Raw genomic sequence first — 17,599 nt, 5'->3', positions numbered from 1 at the left:
GCATGGCGAACACCATTGAACAATTTATACTCGCTGTGGCTACAACAAATAAAGAGCGGGTCATGGGCGGAACAGCCGTTTTTTTCTGTGAAAATAAAGAAGAACTCGACATGTACGCCATGAATTTAGAGGCCATTTTAGATGGAATTGCACACGGAATTGGAGAAGATCTTTACTTGATTGTCAAACATTTTTAAGTTATTCATTGTGGTCTGATTAAAAATTGATATAATATATAAGTTGAACCCTTCATGTTTGAAGGGTTTATTTCATAAAACTGAATGAAAATTTTAAATCCCGGTTGAAACATGATGATGAACATATTGAATCGCGGCTGGATTGAAAGGAAGGGTACTATGGGTAAACCTGTCGTAGCCATTGTTGGAAGGCCCAACGTTGGAAAATCTACAATTTTTAATCGAATCGCAGGCGAAAGAATATCGATTGTAGAAGACACACCTGGTGTAACAAGAGATCGAATCTATAGCTCTGCTGAATGGTTAAATTATGACTTTAACTTAATAGATACTGGTGGAATTGATATTGGAGATGAGCCATTTTTAGCGCAAATTCGCCATCAGGCAGAAATCGCAATGGATGAAGCGGATGTCATTATCTTTATGGTGAATGGCCGAGATGGTGTCACATCTGCGGACGAAGAAGTCGCAAAAATTTTATATCGCACGAAAAAGCCAGTTGTACTTGCTGTCAATAAACTGGACAACCCTGAAATGAGAAGTGACGTGTATGACTTTTATGCACTAGGGTTTGGCGAACCGTATCCGATTTCTGGAACGCACGGATTAGGTCTAGGTGATTTACTTGATGCTGTCGCAGAACACTTCAAAAATTTACCGGATACACAGTATGCTGAAGAAGTTGTTCAGTTCTGCTTAATCGGCCGCCCGAATGTAGGGAAATCTTCTTTAGTGAATGCAATGCTTGGAGAAGACCGGGTCATTGTGAGCAACATCGCTGGTACAACAAGAGATGCTGTGGATACGATGTTTACGTACAATCAGCGTGACTTTGTCATTGTCGATACAGCAGGTATGAGGAAAAAAGGAAAAGTATATGAAACAACAGAGAAATACAGTGTGCTTCGTGCATTAAAAGCCATTGATCGTTCTGATGTTGTCGCTGTTGTTCTAGACGGTGAAGAAGGCATTATTGAGCAGGATAAACGTATTGCAGGCTATGCACACGAAGCTGGTAAAGCTGTTGTGATCGTTGTGAACAAATGGGACGCTGTTGAAAAAGATGAGCGTACAATGAAGGAATTTGAGCAAAACATTCGCGAGCATTTTCAATTCCTGGATTATGCACCTGTCTTGTTTATGTCTGCTCTCACGAAAAAGAGAATTCATACGTTAATGCCATCCATTATTACAGCTAGTGAAAATCATGCGATGCGCGTTCAAACGAATATTTTGAACGATATCATTATGGATGCAGTGGCAATGAATCCAACACCGACTCATAATGGACAGCGTCTGAAAATTTACTATGCGACACAGGTGGCTATTAAGCCTCCGTCCTTTGTGGTGTTTGTAAATGATCCAGAGCTTATGCACTTTTCTTATGAACGTTTCCTAGAAAACCGCATTCGAGATGCATTTGGTTTTGAAGGAACACCGATTAAAATATTTGCGAGAGCGAGAAAATAAAAAGGGTGAGCAGAATGAAGAAAATTTCAGTACTTGGAGCAGGAAGCTGGGGGACAGCTCTTGCTCTTGTATTAGCTGATAATCATCATGATGTACACATGTGGGGACATAGACAAGAGCTCATTGACCAAATCAATGAGAAACATGAAAATCATGATTACTTGCCAAATGTCGCACTGCCAGCGTCTATCAAGGCGACGACAGACATGAAGCAGGCGTTAGAGGGGACAGACGCTATCATTGTCGCTGTGCCAACAAAGGCCATTCGTGAAGTATTAAAGCAGGCAAATGAGCTGATCATATCGAAAGTGCCGTTTGTTCATGTAAGTAAAGGGATTGAACCAGATACACTTCTGAGAATATCTCAAATGATTGAACAAGAAGTCCCAGATGAGAAAAGAGAAGCTGTTGTTGTCTTATCAGGGCCGAGCCATGCCGAAGAAGTAGGCTTGCGTCATCCGACAACTGTCACTGTCTCATCAGAAAATATTGAAGCGGCTCAATTTGTTCAAGATTTGTTCATGAACAACAACTTTAGAGTATACACAAACCCTGATGTGATTGGTGTAGAAATTGGCGGAGCACTGAAAAATATCATTGCTCTTGCGGCAGGGATCACAGACGGACTTGGATATGGTGACAATGCGAAAGCGGCGCTCATCACTAGAGGACTCGCTGAAATCGCACGTCTCGGTACAAAAATGGGAGGAAATCCTCTGACATTTGCCGGATTAACAGGCGTGGGAGATTTGATCGTGACATGTACAAGTGTTCATTCGCGTAACTGGCGCTGCGGAAATCTACTTGGTAAAGGGTATAAGCTTGAAGAAGTGCTTGAAAAAATGGGGATGGTTGTTGAAGGCGTACGTACAACAAAAGGCGCTTATCAGCTCTCCAAAGAATACAAGGTCAGCATGCCGATTACAGAGGCGCTTTACCACGTCTTATTTGAAGGGAAAAAGGTCGACGATGCTGTAGAATCATTGATGGCACGTGTGAAAACACATGAAATGGAAGACCTTGTGAACATGTTTGAAAACCAAACAAAATAAATGGAAGACTGAACTTAGGCATGTAGAGGATGCAAGAAGGGGAAGACTTGCATAACATAGCAATGAAGTTTGAATAGAGCTTTGCCTCTACAGAATGAGGAAAAATAGTCGATTTAATGACTGAAGCAGAGTCCCCCTCTTTGCTTCAGTTTTTTTATGCGCTTTTTTCTGAATGATTGGAAAAATGATTGATATTTACCTTATTTTTGGTTTAGAATGAAATATAAACGCTTACAATTTGTTCGTTTTGAAGGGGGACAGGCACGATGAGTTTTGCTTTAATCAAGATGTGGTTTGCGCTTGGTTCAATGGGGCTCATGTTTTTAGCCGTAGTAACCATTTATTTCAGTCGATTTAAGCTGAAAAGCCGGTTTCTTAAAATAACAGCCTCGACCGTCGCATACAGCTTGATGCTTATATCAGGTATCATTGTGTTTTTAGTTGTATTTAGCGGGCCGGTCAATGAATAAAGAAAAAGGAAGAATGTGATGATCAAAGCAAAAGTCAGTGTCACGTTGTTAGCACTTATTTTACTAACAGGATGTCTGTATCCAGAAAATCGCAAAACTGAAAACCGTGTGCCATATGAAGAACAGCTGCAAAGCGTTCAGACAGCGATTGAGGAATTTCAAAAAGCAACAAATGGCCTTTTGCCGATTGAAACGAAAGAAGCAGACACGCCGGTTTATCAGAAGTACGTCATCGACTTTAAGCGCTTGTCACCAAGATATTTACACGATGTACCGTCTACATCTTTTGAAGGCGGGGGCGAATATATGTATGTCCTCACAGACGTCGAAAAAAAACCAACGGTGAAACTGCTTGATGTCAAAATGACGCAAACCATCAGTGAATTACGGCTTAGAATCAAAATATATCAAGATGAACATACATATCCGCCATATGGCAAAGTAGTATCAAGCAATTTATATACGTTAAATGAAAAAAAGCTAGGCTTAAAATCGCCGCCTACGGTCATGAGTCCGGTGACGGGGAATTCCCTCCCGTTACTGATTTCATCAAATGGCGAAATCTATGTGGACTACCGAAGTGATTTTGCTCATATTTTGAAGAATACGAAACAAAAGCTCAAACCAGGTGAAAACATTCAAGATGTCTATTGGCAGGAAACCCCGTTTGTACCCGCGTTTTCTGTCCCATATACCATCAACAAAAAAGGTGAGCCTGACTTTTTAGAAAAAAAGACGTCATAAACAAGAATGAACCTTTTTCCTCTGCATATAAATGAGGAGAAAGGTTTTTTTATGGCTAAACATACTCTCAAAACAAAAAAGGTGTCATATTCAAATAGGACAACGTCATACACATATATTGTCCAGACACCTTTCAAGCACAGTTTGATTGAAGAATAGAGTATTTTATTTGAAAACGAGGATAGCAAGTCCGGGAGGGGATCACTTGGAAAAAGTCGATATTTTCAAGGATATCGCTGAACGAACAGGAGGCGATATATATTTAGGAGTCGTTGGCGCTGTTCGTACAGGGAAATCTACGTTTATTAAAAAGTTTATGGAGCTCGTGGTGCTCCCGAATATCAATAATGAGGCAGATCGTGCAAGAGCACAGGATGAATTGCCGCAAAGTGCAGCAGGAAAAACCATTATGACCACTGAGCCAAAATTTGTACCGAATCAAGCGGCATCGATCCATGTGAGTGACGGTCTTGATGTCAACATCAGGCTTGTTGATTGTGTCGGATACACAGTCCCTGGTGCGCGCGGGTATGAAGATGAAAATGGTCCAAGAATGATCAACACGCCGTGGTATGAAGAGCCAATCCCGTTCCATGAAGCAGCGGAAATTGGCACACGCAAGGTCATTCAAGAGCATTCAACCATCGGTGTTGTGATTACAACAGATGGTTCCATTGGAGAAATCCCAAGACATGATTATATTGAATCTGAAGAACGTGTGATTGATGAGCTCAAAGAGGTTGGAAAGCCGTTTATTATGGTGATCAACTCTGTGAGGCCATATCACCCTGAAACTGAAGCGCTGCGGCAGGAACTCAGCCAAAAATATGATATTCCAGTACTCGCCATGAGTGTAGAAAGTATGAGAGAGCAAGACGTCCTTAGTGTGCTTCGTGAAGCATTATATGAATTCCCAGTCCTAGAGGTGAATGTGAACTTGCCAAGCTGGGTCATGGTGCTGAAAGAAGATCATTGGCTGAGAGAAAGTTATCAGGATTCAGTGAAGGAAACCGTAAAGGATATTAAAAGATTAAGAGATGTTGACCGTGTCGTTGGTCAATTCAGCGAATTTGACTTTATTGAAAGAGCGGGCTTAGCAGGGATTGAAATGGGTCAGGGGATTGCGGAGATTGACCTGTACGCCCCAGATGATCTATATGATCATATTCTAAAAGAAGTGGTTGGTGTGGAAATTAGAGGGAAAGACCATCTTCTAGAGCTCATGCAAGATTTTGCGCATGCGAAGACAGAATATGATCAAGTATCAGACGCATTAAAAATGGTGAAGCAGACGGGATACGGGATTGCGGCCCCGGCCTTGTCAGATATGAGTTTAGATGAGCCAGAAATCATTAGGCAAGGCTCGAGATTCGGCGTGAGATTAAAGGCGGTTGCGCCATCTATTCATATGATTAAGGTAGATGTAGAGAGTGAATTTGCACCGATTATTGGAACAGAGAAACAAAGTGAAGAGCTCGTCCGCTACTTAATGCAAGACTTTGAAGATGATCCGCTTTCGATTTGGAATTCTGATATATTTGGGCGCTCACTCAGCTCCCTTGTCAGAGAAGGTATTCAAGCAAAGCTGTCGCTGATGCCAGAAAATGCAAGGTATAAGCTGAAAGAAACGCTTGAAAGAATCATCAACGAAGGATCAGGCGGTTTGATCGCCATTATCCTATAGCATGTGAGACCTCTCATTGACAGGGGTCTTTTTTTGCGTATTGAATGAGTCATAAAAAGACAAATGTATAAAGATTAGTCAGATTCAGGCTGAAATTAGGAATATTCGTTCGCAAAAGTGCCCTTAATCCTTGACGAATAAGGATTCTTCCCTTTAAAATGCTTGATATGGTATTTCATATGTGTTAATCTACTTACAGAAAATCTTCACTTTGTTGGACAAACATTCCTTCAAAGAGTTGTTTTCTAATGAATAGCCATGTATAACGCTTTCTAGACGCTCTTTTTTTCGAAAAAAGTGTATAGAAAGAAGATGAATTGTGAAGAAATGATAACAATCTACTGAATGCATATTTTTGGGAGGAGGTGAAAGGCATGAACAAGACAGAACTTATTAACGCGGTTGCTGAAGCAAGCGAGTTATCTAAAAAAGACGCGACAAAAGCAGTTGATTCTGTTTTTGATACAATTTTAGATGCACTTAAAAATGGTGACAAAATCCAACTTATCGGTTTTGGTAACTTTGAAGTACGTGAGCGTTCAGCTCGTAAAGGACGTAACCCACAAACTGGTGCAGAGATCGAAATCCCTGCAAGCAAAGTACCTGCTTTCAAACCAGGTAAAGCACTTAAAGACGCGGTGGCAGGTAAATAATCGTTATGTGTAATGATCCTATTGCAGGAGTTATACATATACAGTTTCACACTGGTCTAGAAAAGCCCCTTTCATAAGGGGCTTTTCCTTTTGAATCAAAAGGTTCGTTTAGAACGCTCTCCTTTGCTTTTAGGATCTGAAGTGTGCTAGAATCTGATTGAAATGTAATCGCCTTTGGAGGATATAATACATGAGTGAAATAAATAAAGAACTAATTGAACACGCAGTACGCGATATATTAAAAGCCATCGGAGAAGATCCAGATCGTGAAGGACTTCTTGATACCCCAAAACGAGTAGCAAAAATGTATGAAGAAGTGTTCTCGGGATTAAATGAAGATCCAAAAGAACATTTTAAAACCATTTTTGGTGAAGACCACGAAGAACTCGTTCTTGTAAAAGATATTGCTTTCCATTCAATGTGTGAACACCACCTTGTACCTTTTTACGGAAAAGCCCATGTCGCTTATATTCCGCGCGGCGGAAAAGTAACGGGACTTAGCAAACTTGCAAGAGCTGTAGAGGCTGTTGCCAAACGCCCGCAGCTTCAGGAACGCATTACATCAACCATTGCAGATAGTATGGTGGAAACACTCAATCCGCATGGCGTGATGATTGTCGTTGAAGCAGAACATATGTGTATGACGATGCGCGGAGTGAAAAAGCCAGGTGCTAAAACCGTGACATCAGCAGTACGCGGTACATTTGCAAATGATACGGCGGCAAGAGCAGAAGTGCTTTCCTTTATTAAAAACGACTAATTCAATAGATGGAAGGTGAACAGATTGAGTGAAAATAAAGCATCTGATTTTGTAGTGATTAAAGCCATTGATAATGGTGTAAATGTCATCGGCTTAACTAGAGGCTCTGATACAAGATTTCACCATTCCGAAAAGCTCGATAAAGGTGAAGTCATCATTGCACAATTTACTGAGCATACGTCAGCGATCAAAGTAAGAGGCGATGCTGTCATTCAAACAAGCTTCGGTGAAATTCAAAGCGAAGCAAAGAAATAAGCACTTGAATGCACTTGATAGCATAAAAGTGAGAGCTGATATGGTATAATAAATCTCTATACAATGTGCAGGGCTACATATGAAACTGTAATTTTTGGGACAAGGGTGATATCTTTGCAAGACATCTACGGAATTTTATCTAATCTAAATATAAAATTAAATAAAAAGCTTTCTCATCCTTATTTGGCGAAGCATTTACGTGCGCCACTCATCGATGAAGATAAGCTCCTTCTTTTTCATGCAATGTTTGATGAAGCTCAAATTGATGCAGAGAAAAAAGAAAATTATATTTTAACGGCGATGCTTGTACAAATTGCCCTTGATACCCATGACGAAGTCACAACTGCTGCAGCCATCAAACAAGACGAATTCAAAAATCGTCAGCTGACCATCCTAGCAGGAGACTATTTCAGCGGTCTCTATTATTCTCTTCTCTCTGACATGAAAGACATCTACATGATTCGCACGCTCGCAACGGCGATCAAAGAGATCAATGAACATAAAATTAGACTGTATGATCGATCCATTCAAGATGCAGCGCACTTTTACAAAAGTGTAGCAACTGTTGAGTCTGCGTTATTCCAAAGGGTTTCTGAGCATTTTCAATTAACGCATTGGAATGAGATTGCAAGTCGTTTCCTTGTTTATAAGCGTTTCATGAAACAAGCAGAAGATGACAAACATTTAAAACTTTTTTTGAACGATAGCTATACGGACGCCTATACATGTTTTGACAACTTTAAGAAGGAAGGCTATGAAAAGGCCAAACGATCGATCAAGGAGCATCTTGTTTCATCTCCGGTCGTTCAAAAAGAGCTATTAAATCGCTTGGATCATATGAAAAATGAGCCTGCGTACCATCAGAAAGTGGAAGAAGGGTAAGTCATGCAGCAATCAAAAGAACAGCGAGTACACGGTGTATTTGAAAAAATTTATAAAAATTATGATCAAATGAACTCTGTCATCAGCTTTAAGCAGCATAAAAAGTGGCGCGATAAAACAATGAAACTCATGAATGTTCAAAAAGGAGCCAAAGCATTAGACGTATGCTGCGGAACAGCCGATTGGACCATTGCGCTTGCTGATGCTGTAGGCGAAAAAGGCGAAGTCAAAGGCCTTGATTTTAGTAAAAATATGCTGAGTGTTGGAGAAACGAAGGTGAAAACTGGGGGCTATAATCAAATTGAACTGCTTCACGGCAATGCGATGGAGCTTCCTTTTGAGGATAACACATTTGATTATGTCACGATCGGTTTTGGCCTACGAAACGTCCCTGATTACTTAACGGTGCTAAAGGAAATGACAAGAGTCGTGAAGCCTGGTGGAATGGTTGTCTGTCTTGAGACATCACAGCCTGAAATGATTGGGTTTAAACAAGGTTACTATGTCTATTTCAAATACATCATGCCGCTCTTTGGTAAACTGTTTGCCAAAAGCTATCAGGAGTATTCATGGCTTCAAGAATCAGCCAAAGCGTTCCCTGGCATGAAAGAACTGGCGGCTCTTTTCGAAGAGGCGGGTCTGTCTGATGTCTCGTATCATCCATTTACAGGCGGTGTAGCAGCAACACATATCGGAAAGAAGCTTTGAATAAACGATATTTGGGTGAAAATAATGAAACTAAAAGCAATGATCTCTTTTTTAAATCATGATATCGATATTATTGAAAAAGAGCTTGAACAAACAGTTCGCTCTGATTATGCATTATTAAGTGAAGCTGGTCTTCATTTGCTGCAAGCGGGCGGAAAACGAATCCGCCCCGTTTTTGTTCTCCTTTCAGGCATGTTTGGCGACTATGACATTAATAAAATTAAATATGTTGCCGTTGCTCTTGAGCTGATTCATATGGCATCGCTCGTTCATGATGATGTCATTGATGATGCTGAGCTGAGAAGAGGCAAGCCAACGATTAAGGCAAAATGGGACAATCGAATTGCCATGTACACAGGAGATTATATGTTTGCAAGATCGCTTGAGTATATGACAAAGATCAATCACCCAATGGCGCATGAAATTTTGTCAAAGATGGTCGTCGAGCTCTGTCTTGGTGAAATCGAGCAAGTGAAAGACAAATACAATATGGATCAAAACCTGCGTACATACTTAAGAAGAATCAAACGAAAAACAGCCTTGCTCATTGCAGGCAGCTGCCAGTTAGGTGCGATAGCAGCAGGTACAGATGAGAAAACACATAAAGCCCTTTACTGGTTTGGCTATTATGTCGGTATGTCCTATCAGATCATTGATGATGTGCTTGATTTCACATCAACTGAAGAAGAGCTTGGTAAGCCTGTTGGGGGAGACCTTTTACAAGGAAATGTCACACTCCCGGTCTTATATGCACTGAAGAACCAGGCACTCGAAGGCCAATTAAAGCTGATTAATAGTGAAACAACGGAAATGCAGCTGAAGCCTGTGATTGAACATCTCAAACAAACAGATGCGATCGACCGCTCGATTCGAGTGAGTGAAATGTATTTGAAGAAGGCATTTGAACAGCTGGACAAACTTCCTCGAGGACGAGCAAAAACGTCACTCGCCTCCATTGCCAAATATATTGGAAAACGAAAATTCTAATCAACATGTTGTTGATTGGTTTTTTTGTGAAATTTTTTGTCAAAAATTGATTATTATAAAAAAAAATGATACGATCACTTTGTAACAATGTAAGCCTATACATACATAACGACGGGGTGGAGAACGTATATGGACAAAACATTTCTTATGGTCAAACCTGATGGTGTGGAAAGACAATTAATCGGTGAAATTGTGTCAAGATTCGAAAAAAAGGGGCTTCAGCTTGTTGGTGCAAAACTAATGAGTATTCCAAAAGAAGTAGCAGAAACACATTACGGAGAGCATAAAGAAAAACCATTTTTCGGGGAATTGGTTGACTTTATTACGTCAGGACCAGTATTTGCAATGGTATGGCAAGGTGAACAGGTAGTAGATGTAACAAGACAGATTATCGGCAAAACAAACCCGAAGGAAGCACTTCCAGGCACAATAAGAGGAGACTATGGATTGACGGTTGGAAAAAACATTATCCATGGCTCAGACTCACCAGAAAGTGCTGAAAGAGAAATCAACTTATTCTTCAAACAAGAAGAACTCACAAGCTGGGATCAAACCATCTCAAGCTGGATTTATTAAGGTTCAAGCCAAGGTGTTCATCAAATGAGCACCTTGGCTTTTTTTATATGAATATTTCTACACGAAATTTCGCATGAGAAGATACAAATTTTCGATAAAAACAGCTATACTAGGACAAAGATAGATGAGACAGGAGAGGACTTTGATGGATCAATATCAAGTATTTGTCGGAAAATGGAAAAAACTAACCGGGGTGGATCTGAATTTATATAAAGAAGCACAAATGAAACGAAGATTAACGTCACTTTATGATAAAAAAGGATATAGAGATTTTGAAGCATTCGCGGTTGCCCTTGAAAAGGATAGAGCACTATTAGATGAGACGATGGATCGAATGACGATCAATGTGTCAGAATTTTACCGAAACTATCAGCGCTGGGAAGTGCTTGACCAAAAAATTCTTCCGCTGCTTTCGAAAAACAGCGGCACCCTAAAAATATGGAGTGCAGCATGTTCGACAGGAGAGGAGCCGTATACACTCTCAATGCTTCTATCAAGCCATCCGCTCGTGAAGGACTTCCAAATTATTGCAACTGATATTGATGATAAAGTTCTGCAATCAGCTCAAAAAGGAAGATATCATGAACGATCATTGCAAGAGGTACCAGATCAAATCAAGCAAAAATATTTCACAAAAGAAGATTCTTCATTTTACACTGTGAAGGATGATGTGCGAAAGCACATTCAATTTAAGAAGCACAACCTTTTAGCAGATCCTTATGAAAAACAGCTTGATCTTATCGTGTGCCGAAATGTCCTCATTTACTTTACAGAAGAGGCAAAAGAAGAGATTTACTTGAAAATGAGCAGCAGTTTAAAACCAAATGGCGTATTATTTGTGGGTTCTACTGAACAAATTTTTCACCCAGAAAAGTTTGGACTGACATCTGCTGATACTTTCTTTTATCAAAAGAAGGGGTTGTAGCTGACTTTTTAGTAGTAAGTGTGTTATCATAGTTTTACTTAAAAGCGTTAATGCGATGAAGGGAGATCAAGTCATGAGATACTTAACAGCAGGTGAATCACATGGTCCACAATTGACCACAATTATTGAAGGCGTTCCAGCGGGACTTTACATAGAGCAGGATGACATCAATTATGAATTGGCTAGAAGACAAAAAGGTCACGGCCGCGGGCGAAGAATGCAGATTGAAAAAGACCAAGCGAAAGTGTTAAGTGGTGTTCGCCACGGGAAAACATTAGGTTCTCCTATTGCACTTGTCGTTGAAAACAACGACTGGAAGCATTGGACAAAGGTGATGGGGGCAGAGCCGATCACAGAAGAAGAAGAGAGTGAAATGAAGCGTCAAATTTCACGCCCTAGACCAGGACATGCGGATTTAAATGGTGCGATTAAATATGGACATCGTGATATGCGAAACGTATTAGAGCGTTCATCAGCCCGCGAGACAACCGTTCGCGTAGCAGCAGGCGCAGTCGCCAAACAAATCTTGGCTCATCTAGGAATCAAGGTAGCTGGCCACGTTCTTGAAATTGGCGGAGTGAAAGCAGCTCATACGACATATAAATCGATTGAAGATTTGCAAAAGGTAACGGAAGAGTCGCCTGTTCGCTGCTACGACAGTGAAGCAGGTCAAAAAATGATGGATGCCATTGATGAAGCGAAGAAAAACGGTGATTCAATTGGCGGAATTGTTGAAGTTATCGTTGAAGGAATGCCGGTTGGAGTCGGAAGCTATGTTCACTATGACCGCAAATTAGACAGCAAGCTTGCAGGTGCTGTTCTGAGTATCAACGCTTTTAAAGGGGTTGAATTCGGTATCGGCTTCGAGGCGGCTTCTAAAAATGGCAGTGAGGTCCATGATGAAATCATCTGGGATGAAGAAAAAGGCTATACGAGAAAAACAAATCGCTTAGGCGGTCTTGAAGGCGGAATGTCAACTGGTATGCCAATTGTCGTAAGAGGGGTCATGAAACCAATCCCAACGCTTTATAAACCGCTTCAAAGCGTTGACATTGAAACAAAAGAACCTTTCTCCGCAAGTATTGAACGTTCTGACAGCTGTGCTGTTCCTGCCGCAAGTGTTGTCGCAGAAGCAGTCGTGGCTTGGGAAATTGCCAATGCTGTTGTTGAGCAGTTTGGTCTTGATCAAATCGACCGCATTAAAGAAAATGTTGAAAAAATGCGCCAGCTTCAGAGGGAATTTTAATGAAAACACTGGAAGTTAAGACGTCTTCAGCCACTTATCCTGTATACATCGGTGATGGGATTAAACGCAATATCGTCGACTTGATGACTTCCACGGGGCATTCCTATACGAAGCTCCTAATCGTTACAGATACAGCTGTTGATGCCATTTACGGTGATGAAATGGTTCGATTACTTAAGCAGAAGTGGTCTGTGCATAAAGTGGTTGTGCCAAGCGGAGAGCAGTCGAAATCTTTTGCTGAGTTTGAGCATATTCATACGAAGGCCATTCAGTTTCAGCTGGATCGCTCCTCGTGCATCATTGCGCTGGGAGGAGGCGTAATTGGGGATTTGGCTGGCTTTGTTGCTGCTAGTTATATGAGAGGCATTGATTTTATTCAAGTGCCGACGACGCTGCTGGCACATGACAGTGCAGTTGGCGGGAAAACAGGGATTAACCACCCGCTCGGTAAAAATTTAATCGGTGCATTTCATCAGCCGAAAGCTGTGATCTATGATACGAGTATGCTTGAGACACTATCTCAAATTGAAATGAGGTCAGGCTTTGCTGAGGTCATCAAACATGCCCTCATTTCAAGTGAAGACTTTTTATCAGAACTGATGTCCATTCGTTCTTTGGCGGAATGTTCAAAGAGCGAGCTGGCACATATGCTGTATCAAGGGATTCAAGTCAAAGCGTCGATTGTTCAAAAAGACGAAAGAGAACAAGGCGTGCGTGCATTTTTGAATTTAGGTCATACACTTGGGCACGCCATTGAAGCAGAGTATGGATACGGCGTTATCACGCACGGAGATGCTATTGCAATCGGCATGCAGTTTGCGCTATATGTGAGCGAAAAGAAGCTGGGACTCAGCCTCAATCGGATGGAACTAAAAAATTGGATGAAAGAACTCGGATTCCCGGTACAAGTCACTCAAAACATTTCCACGAAAACATTTGTTGACCGAATGATTGGTGATAAAAAGGCAAGAGGCGGAACCGTTCAATTTGTTTTATTAAAACAGGTTGGAGACGCTGTCTTGCAGTCTTTCACAAAAGATGAGCTGCATCACTGGCTCGAAGAATGGAAACGGGAGGAGGGATGTCTATGATGTTTCGCGGGATACGTGGGGCTACAACTGTGACAGAAGATACAGAAACAGAAGTGTTAAACAAAACGAAACAGCTGCTAGAAGCGATTATTTCAAGAAATCAAGTAGATCCAGAACGTGTCGTGCAGATCTTAATTTCAGCTACACAAGATATTCACTCCGTTTTTCCGGCAAAAGCCCTTCGTCAGTTTGAAGGATGGACGTATGTGCCTGTTACTTGTATGCAGGAGCTGGACATTCAAGGCGGTCTAAAGCATTGCATTCGCGTTTTAATGACGGTCCAAACAGACACAAAGCAGGAAGATGTGCAGCATGTGTACTTGGAAGAAGCTGTGACGCTTCGCCCTGATTTACAGTTGACAAAAAACAAGGAATTATAATACGATATGAACAGCCGAAGTTTACACACAGGTGTAAACGGCATTGCAAGCTTAGAGAAGATGAGAATGAGACTAGGGTAGTTGAGATGAGTAGAGTTGAGCAGAGATACGATACGTCTATTTCATCATACTGCCTAAAAGAGCAACCCTCTTTTAGGCTTATTTCGTATACTCATACAAACCCTCTATATGTCCCCTCATTCTCCTTAATCCCATTTAAGGAGTGTGCTTATGAATTCCCAATCAAACCTGACCCAATTTTTAAGGGACAGCGAGTCCCACAAAACAATCCCGATTGTTGAAACCATTACAGTTGATACGCTCTCACCGATTCAAATTGTCGAAAAACTCAAGCAAGATATTGTGTATCTGCTAGAAAGCAGAGACGAGTCTTCTAGCTGGTCGAGATATTCCTTCATCGGATTACATCCTTTTTTAACCTTACACGATGACCAAAACCAATATATTGCACGTGACGCTGCAGGGCAGGAAGTCATGAAAAAGCAAGAACTGAAAGACTTACTAGACTGGATGAAAGAGCAATACCAAATCAAGACACCAGATGTTGACATCCCATTTACAGGCGGGGCAGTTGGGTACTTAAGTTACGATCTTATTCCAAGTATTGAACCTTCTGTCAGGCCACACCTAAGCGCATCAACGACAGACAATTGTACTCTATTTGTCTGCCAAACGATGATTGCCTTTGATCATGAAACGAATCATGTTCATTTTATCCAATACACCCAGCTGACCGGAAATGAAACAGAAGACGAAAAAATACAAGCTTATAAAGAAAATCAAAAGCGGCTTGAACAGATGATTCACAAGCTCCATACAAAGATTGATATGAAAGAACTGATTTTATCAGGGAATATGAACGAATCACCGTCCTTTGAACATGTGACGTCAACCTATGAAAAAGCGCAATTTTTAAAGGACGTAGAAAAAATCAAAGAATACATTCGAGCAGGTGATATTTTTCAAGGCGTCCTCTCACAACGCTTTGATATCCCAGTGTCAGTGAGTTCATTTGAATTATACCGCGTGCTTCGCATTGTGAATCCATCTCCATACATGTATTTTATGAAATTAAAAGACCGCGATTTAGTCGGAAGCTCGCCAGAACGATTAATCCATGCCAAAAATGGGCACTTAGAAATTCACCCCATTGCAGGCACAAGAAAACGAGGAAAAACAAAAGAAGAGGACGCTGCGCTTGCAAGAGAGCTGTTAGAGGATGAGAAAGAAAAAGCAGAACATTACATGTTAGTAGATCTAGCCAGAAATGATGTCGGCCGCGTAGCAGAATACGGCAGTGTGTCTGTACCGACCTTTACAAAAGTTGTGAACTTTTCACATGTCATGCACATCATCTCCATTGTGACAGGGAAGCTAAAGCAGGATACACACCCAGTCGATGCGCTCATGTCCGCTTTTCCTGCAGGCACATTAACAGGGGCACCGAAAATAAGAGCGATGCAATTATTAAATGAAATGGAGCCTGAGCCAAGGGAAACGTATGGCGGCTGTATTGCCTATATTGGGTTCGACGGCAATATCGACTCTTGTATTACCATTCGCACCATGAGCATCAAAGATCAGACCGCTTCCATACAAGCAGGCGCTGGCATTGTCGCAGATTCTGTTCCAGAAAATGAATGGGAAGAGACTTGTAACAAGGCAGGAGCGCTTCTGAAGGCCATTCAGCTTGCTGAACATATTTTCTCAGAAAAGGAGAGTGTGCAGGATGAATCAGCGACTTTCAGCTCTTGTTAACGGAGGCTTCCTATCAGAAAATGAAGCCCATAGGCTAATGCATGATATGATGAGCGGATCTTTAACAGATGCTGAAGTCGCTGCAAGTCTATCGATTTTAGCGCACAGAGGAGAAACCGCTGAAGAAATGACAGGCTTCGTGAGGGCCATGCGGCAAAAGGCAGCACCAGCGGAAAGATCGCTCGATGTCGTTGACACATGCGGTACAGGAGGCGATGGACTCTCTACATTTAATATATCAACTGCAGCTGCCATTGTGGCTTCCGCCGCTGGTGCTAAAATCGCAAAACACGGAAATCGTTCAGTCTCTTCTAAAAGCGGAAGTGCCGACGTGCTAGAGTGTCTTGGCATTCACATTCAATCCACTCCAGAAGAAACGAGAAGACAAATACAAGACAAAAACATGGGCTTTTTATTTGCACCACTGTACCATTCATCTATGAAACAAGTAGCAGCAGTCCGCAAGCAGCTTGGCTTCCGGACGGTATTTAATCTATTAGGACCGCTTTGCCACCCGATGCAAGCCAAAAAGCAAATCATCGGTGTGTATGCAAAGGAAAAGGCGAAATTAATGGCGGAAGCCCTTGCCCCATTAGAGCCAGAGCATGTCTTGTTTGTATGTGGGGAAGACGGGCTGGATGAATTAACGATTACAGCAAATTCATATGTGATTGAACTCAAAAAAGGTGCCATGACAGAATATACGCTAAACCCAGAAGACTTTGGACTGGAAAAAGGATACTTATCAGATATTCAGGTCCAATCACCGGAAGAGAGCGCAAAATTGATTCAGAATATATTGAATCATCAAACAGAAGGAGCGCCGCTTCATATTACAGCTCTGAATGCCGGAGCGGCTTTATATATCGCAGGCAAGTCTGAATGCCTCATGGCAGGAACATTAAAAGCATTAGAAACGATAAAAAACGGAGCAGCCAAAGAACAATTGGCTCGTTTAAGACAAAAAACGAAAGAGGAAGAGATCTATGCTTAATCAAATCATTGCACGCAAAAAAGAACATATCCAAACGTTGGAGTTACCTGATGATGGAAACTATGAAAGACGATCATTTAAAGAAGCACTGATGAATCCTCACCGTTCGATTGGGCTCATTGCTGAGGTGAAAAAGGCATCTCCTTCCAAAGGAATCATTCAGCCGAATTTTGATCCTCTGCAAACAGCAAAAGCATACGAAAAATCGAATGCTGATTGCTTATCAGTCTTAACAGATGAACCATTTTTTCAAGGGAAGAACGAGTATCTTTCCTTAATTAAAGAACACGTCGGACGTCCAATTTTAAGAAAAGACTTTATCATCGATTCCATACAGGTAGAAGAGTCAAGACGTATCGGTGCAGATGCCATTTTATTAATTGGAGAAGTGCTTGAACCGAAACAGCTGCATGAACTCTATGTTGAAGCGAAGGAAAAAGGACTAGATATTCTTGTCGAAGTTCATGCAGCAGATACACTGGAACAAATCTTAAACCTATTCACCCCTGAAATCATTGGCGTGAATAACCGAAATTTAAAAACATTTAAAACAACAGTTGAGCAAACAAAAGAGATTGCACCACTTGTTCCAAAGGATGTCTTACTAGTAAGTGAAAGCGGTATTCAGACATTTGATGATCTGACCTTTGTTAAAAAACATGGAGCGAGTGCTGTCCTTGTAGGTGAATCATTAATGAGAGAACCCTCACAAGAAAAAGCCGTCCAGACGTTGTTTGGTGAATGAT

The 17,599-nt window shown here is 41.3% G+C and carries 20 protein-coding genes; all 20 read left to right on the top strand.

Going from position 1 to position 17,599, the window contains the following annotated elements:
- The first annotated feature begins 2 nt into the window (after positions 1-2).
- The 20 genes from C6344_RS06150 (at position 3) to trpC (ending at position 17,598) form a co-directional block, all read left to right on the top strand.
- Positions 3-197 (top strand): capping complex subunit for YIEGIA, encoded by a 195-nt coding sequence (locus C6344_RS06150; RefSeq protein ID WP_003215794.1) that lies wholly within the window; start codon positions 3-5, stop codon positions 195-197.
- A gap of 159 nt (positions 198-356) precedes the next feature.
- Positions 357-1,667 (top strand): ribosome biogenesis GTPase Der, encoded by a 1,311-nt coding sequence (gene der, locus C6344_RS06145; protein WP_034661082.1) that lies wholly within the window; start codon positions 357-359, stop codon positions 1,665-1,667.
- Between the two features lie 14 nt (positions 1,668-1,681).
- Positions 1,682-2,719: an NAD(P)H-dependent glycerol-3-phosphate dehydrogenase gene (locus C6344_RS06140; protein WP_106031054.1), complete on the top strand. Its 1,038-nt coding sequence runs from the start codon at positions 1,682-1,684 to the stop codon at positions 2,717-2,719.
- Positions 2,720-2,985: 266 nt separating this feature from the next.
- Positions 2,986-3,189: a DUF2768 domain-containing protein gene (locus C6344_RS06135; RefSeq protein ID WP_034318888.1), complete on the top strand. Its 204-nt coding sequence runs from the start codon at positions 2,986-2,988 to the stop codon at positions 3,187-3,189.
- Positions 3,190-3,207: 18 nt separating this feature from the next.
- The gene (locus tag C6344_RS06130; protein WP_034661080.1) at positions 3,208-3,933 is read left to right on the top strand and encodes a hypothetical protein; all 726 of its coding nucleotides are present in this window, start codon (positions 3,208-3,210) and stop codon (positions 3,931-3,933) included.
- Between the two features lie 205 nt (positions 3,934-4,138).
- Positions 4,139-5,617 (top strand): stage IV sporulation protein A, encoded by a 1,479-nt coding sequence (spoIVA, locus tag C6344_RS06125; protein ID WP_008344534.1) that lies wholly within the window; start codon positions 4,139-4,141, stop codon positions 5,615-5,617.
- A 374-nt stretch (positions 5,618-5,991) separates the two neighbouring features.
- Positions 5,992-6,270 carry a non-specific DNA-binding protein Hbs gene (hbs, locus tag C6344_RS06115; protein ID WP_003215863.1) on the top strand — a complete coding sequence of 93 codons (279 nt, stop codon included), beginning with the start codon at positions 5,992-5,994 and terminating at the stop codon, positions 6,268-6,270.
- Between the two features lie 190 nt (positions 6,271-6,460).
- Positions 6,461-7,030, top strand: coding sequence for a GTP cyclohydrolase I FolE (gene folE / locus C6344_RS06110; protein ID WP_034661079.1), 570 nt, complete (start codon positions 6,461-6,463; stop codon positions 7,028-7,030).
- Between the two features lie 24 nt (positions 7,031-7,054).
- Positions 7,055-7,285, top strand: a complete 231-nt coding sequence (gene mtrB / locus C6344_RS06105) for a trp RNA-binding attenuation protein MtrB (RefSeq protein WP_008344541.1) — start codon at positions 7,055-7,057, stop codon at positions 7,283-7,285.
- A gap of 114 nt (positions 7,286-7,399) precedes the next feature.
- Positions 7,400-8,167 carry a heptaprenyl diphosphate synthase component 1 gene (locus tag C6344_RS06100; RefSeq protein ID WP_106072829.1) on the top strand — a complete coding sequence of 256 codons (768 nt, stop codon included), beginning with the start codon at positions 7,400-7,402 and terminating at the stop codon, positions 8,165-8,167.
- A gap of 3 nt (positions 8,168-8,170) precedes the next feature.
- On the top strand, positions 8,171-8,875 hold the full coding sequence (locus tag C6344_RS06095; RefSeq protein WP_034661076.1) for a demethylmenaquinone methyltransferase: 705 nt from the start codon (positions 8,171-8,173) through the stop codon (positions 8,873-8,875).
- A gap of 24 nt (positions 8,876-8,899) precedes the next feature.
- Positions 8,900-9,862: a heptaprenyl diphosphate synthase component II gene (hepT, locus tag C6344_RS06090; RefSeq protein ID WP_034661075.1), complete on the top strand. Its 963-nt coding sequence runs from the start codon at positions 8,900-8,902 to the stop codon at positions 9,860-9,862.
- Between the two features lie 129 nt (positions 9,863-9,991).
- Positions 9,992-10,438 (top strand): nucleoside-diphosphate kinase, encoded by a 447-nt coding sequence (ndk, locus tag C6344_RS06085; RefSeq protein ID WP_034661072.1) that lies wholly within the window; start codon positions 9,992-9,994, stop codon positions 10,436-10,438.
- A gap of 145 nt (positions 10,439-10,583) precedes the next feature.
- A complete protein-coding gene (locus C6344_RS06080; protein ID WP_060596746.1) occupies positions 10,584-11,363 on the top strand; it encodes a CheR family methyltransferase in 780 nt (259 codons plus the stop codon).
- A 73-nt stretch (positions 11,364-11,436) separates the two neighbouring features.
- Positions 11,437-12,609 (top strand): chorismate synthase, encoded by a 1,173-nt coding sequence (gene aroC / locus C6344_RS06075; protein WP_060596745.1) that lies wholly within the window; start codon positions 11,437-11,439, stop codon positions 12,607-12,609.
- The gene (aroB, locus tag C6344_RS06070; RefSeq protein WP_060596744.1) at positions 12,609-13,700 is read left to right on the top strand and encodes a 3-dehydroquinate synthase; all 1,092 of its coding nucleotides are present in this window, start codon (positions 12,609-12,611) and stop codon (positions 13,698-13,700) included. Before aroC ends, aroB begins: the two co-directional genes overlap by 1 nt.
- The gene (gene aroH / locus C6344_RS06065) at positions 13,697-14,080 is read left to right on the top strand and encodes a chorismate mutase (protein ID WP_034661065.1); all 384 of its coding nucleotides are present in this window, start codon (positions 13,697-13,699) and stop codon (positions 14,078-14,080) included. Before aroB ends, aroH begins: the two co-directional genes overlap by 4 nt.
- 231 nt (positions 14,081-14,311) lie before the next feature.
- Complete coding sequence (gene trpE / locus C6344_RS06060) at positions 14,312-15,859, top strand: anthranilate synthase component I (protein ID WP_106036829.1); 1,548 nt, start codon at positions 14,312-14,314, stop codon at positions 15,857-15,859.
- Entirely contained in the window at positions 15,831-16,853 is a 1,023-nt protein-coding gene (gene trpD, locus C6344_RS06055; protein WP_106072828.1) for an anthranilate phosphoribosyltransferase, read from the top strand. The genes trpE and trpD overlap by 29 nt, the downstream gene beginning before the upstream one ends.
- Entirely contained in the window at positions 16,846-17,598 is a 753-nt protein-coding gene (trpC, locus tag C6344_RS06050; RefSeq protein WP_106072827.1) for an indole-3-glycerol phosphate synthase TrpC, read from the top strand. Before trpD ends, trpC begins: the two co-directional genes overlap by 8 nt.
- The last annotated feature ends 1 nt before the right edge of the window (position 17,599 follow it).

The organism is Bacillus sp. GBSW19 (assembly GCF_002998655.1).
In the GTDB taxonomy this organism is placed as follows: Bacteria; Bacillota; Bacilli; order Bacillales; family Bacillaceae; genus Bacillus.
Note: the sequence above shows the minus strand (reverse complement) of the source record. Positions and strands in the feature narration are given on the sequence as shown.

What these genes read in the sequence shown, in the direction of transcription:
- C6344_RS06150 (WP_003215794.1), top strand. Translation starts at nt 3, where the DNA reads ATGGCGAACACCATTGAACAATTTATACTCGCTGTGGCTACAACAAAT.
- der (WP_034661082.1), top strand. Translation starts at nt 357, where the DNA reads ATGGGTAAACCTGTCGTAGCCATTGTTGGAAGGCCCAACGTTGGAAAA.
- C6344_RS06140 (WP_106031054.1), top strand. Translation starts at nt 1,682, where the DNA reads ATGAAGAAAATTTCAGTACTTGGAGCAGGAAGCTGGGGGACAGCTCTT.
- C6344_RS06135 (WP_034318888.1), top strand. Translation starts at nt 2,986, where the DNA reads ATGAGTTTTGCTTTAATCAAGATGTGGTTTGCGCTTGGTTCAATGGGG.
- C6344_RS06130 (WP_034661080.1), top strand. Translation starts at nt 3,208, where the DNA reads ATGATCAAAGCAAAAGTCAGTGTCACGTTGTTAGCACTTATTTTACTA.
- hbs (WP_003215863.1), top strand. Translation starts at nt 5,992, where the DNA reads ATGAACAAGACAGAACTTATTAACGCGGTTGCTGAAGCAAGCGAGTTA.
- folE (WP_034661079.1), top strand. Translation starts at nt 6,461, where the DNA reads ATGAGTGAAATAAATAAAGAACTAATTGAACACGCAGTACGCGATATA.
- C6344_RS06095 (WP_034661076.1), top strand. Translation starts at nt 8,171, where the DNA reads ATGCAGCAATCAAAAGAACAGCGAGTACACGGTGTATTTGAAAAAATT.
- hepT (WP_034661075.1), top strand. Translation starts at nt 8,900, where the DNA reads ATGAAACTAAAAGCAATGATCTCTTTTTTAAATCATGATATCGATATT.
- ndk (WP_034661072.1), top strand. Translation starts at nt 9,992, where the DNA reads ATGGACAAAACATTTCTTATGGTCAAACCTGATGGTGTGGAAAGACAA.
- C6344_RS06080 (WP_060596746.1), top strand. Translation starts at nt 10,584, where the DNA reads ATGGATCAATATCAAGTATTTGTCGGAAAATGGAAAAAACTAACCGGG.
- aroC (WP_060596745.1), top strand. Translation starts at nt 11,437, where the DNA reads ATGAGATACTTAACAGCAGGTGAATCACATGGTCCACAATTGACCACA.
- aroB (WP_060596744.1), top strand. Translation starts at nt 12,609, where the DNA reads ATGAAAACACTGGAAGTTAAGACGTCTTCAGCCACTTATCCTGTATAC.
- aroH (WP_034661065.1), top strand. Translation starts at nt 13,697, where the DNA reads ATGATGTTTCGCGGGATACGTGGGGCTACAACTGTGACAGAAGATACA.
- trpE (WP_106036829.1), top strand. Translation starts at nt 14,312, where the DNA reads ATGAATTCCCAATCAAACCTGACCCAATTTTTAAGGGACAGCGAGTCC.
- trpD (WP_106072828.1), top strand. Translation starts at nt 15,831, where the DNA reads ATGAATCAGCGACTTTCAGCTCTTGTTAACGGAGGCTTCCTATCAGAA.
- trpC (WP_106072827.1), top strand. Translation starts at nt 16,846, where the DNA reads ATGCTTAATCAAATCATTGCACGCAAAAAAGAACATATCCAAACGTTG.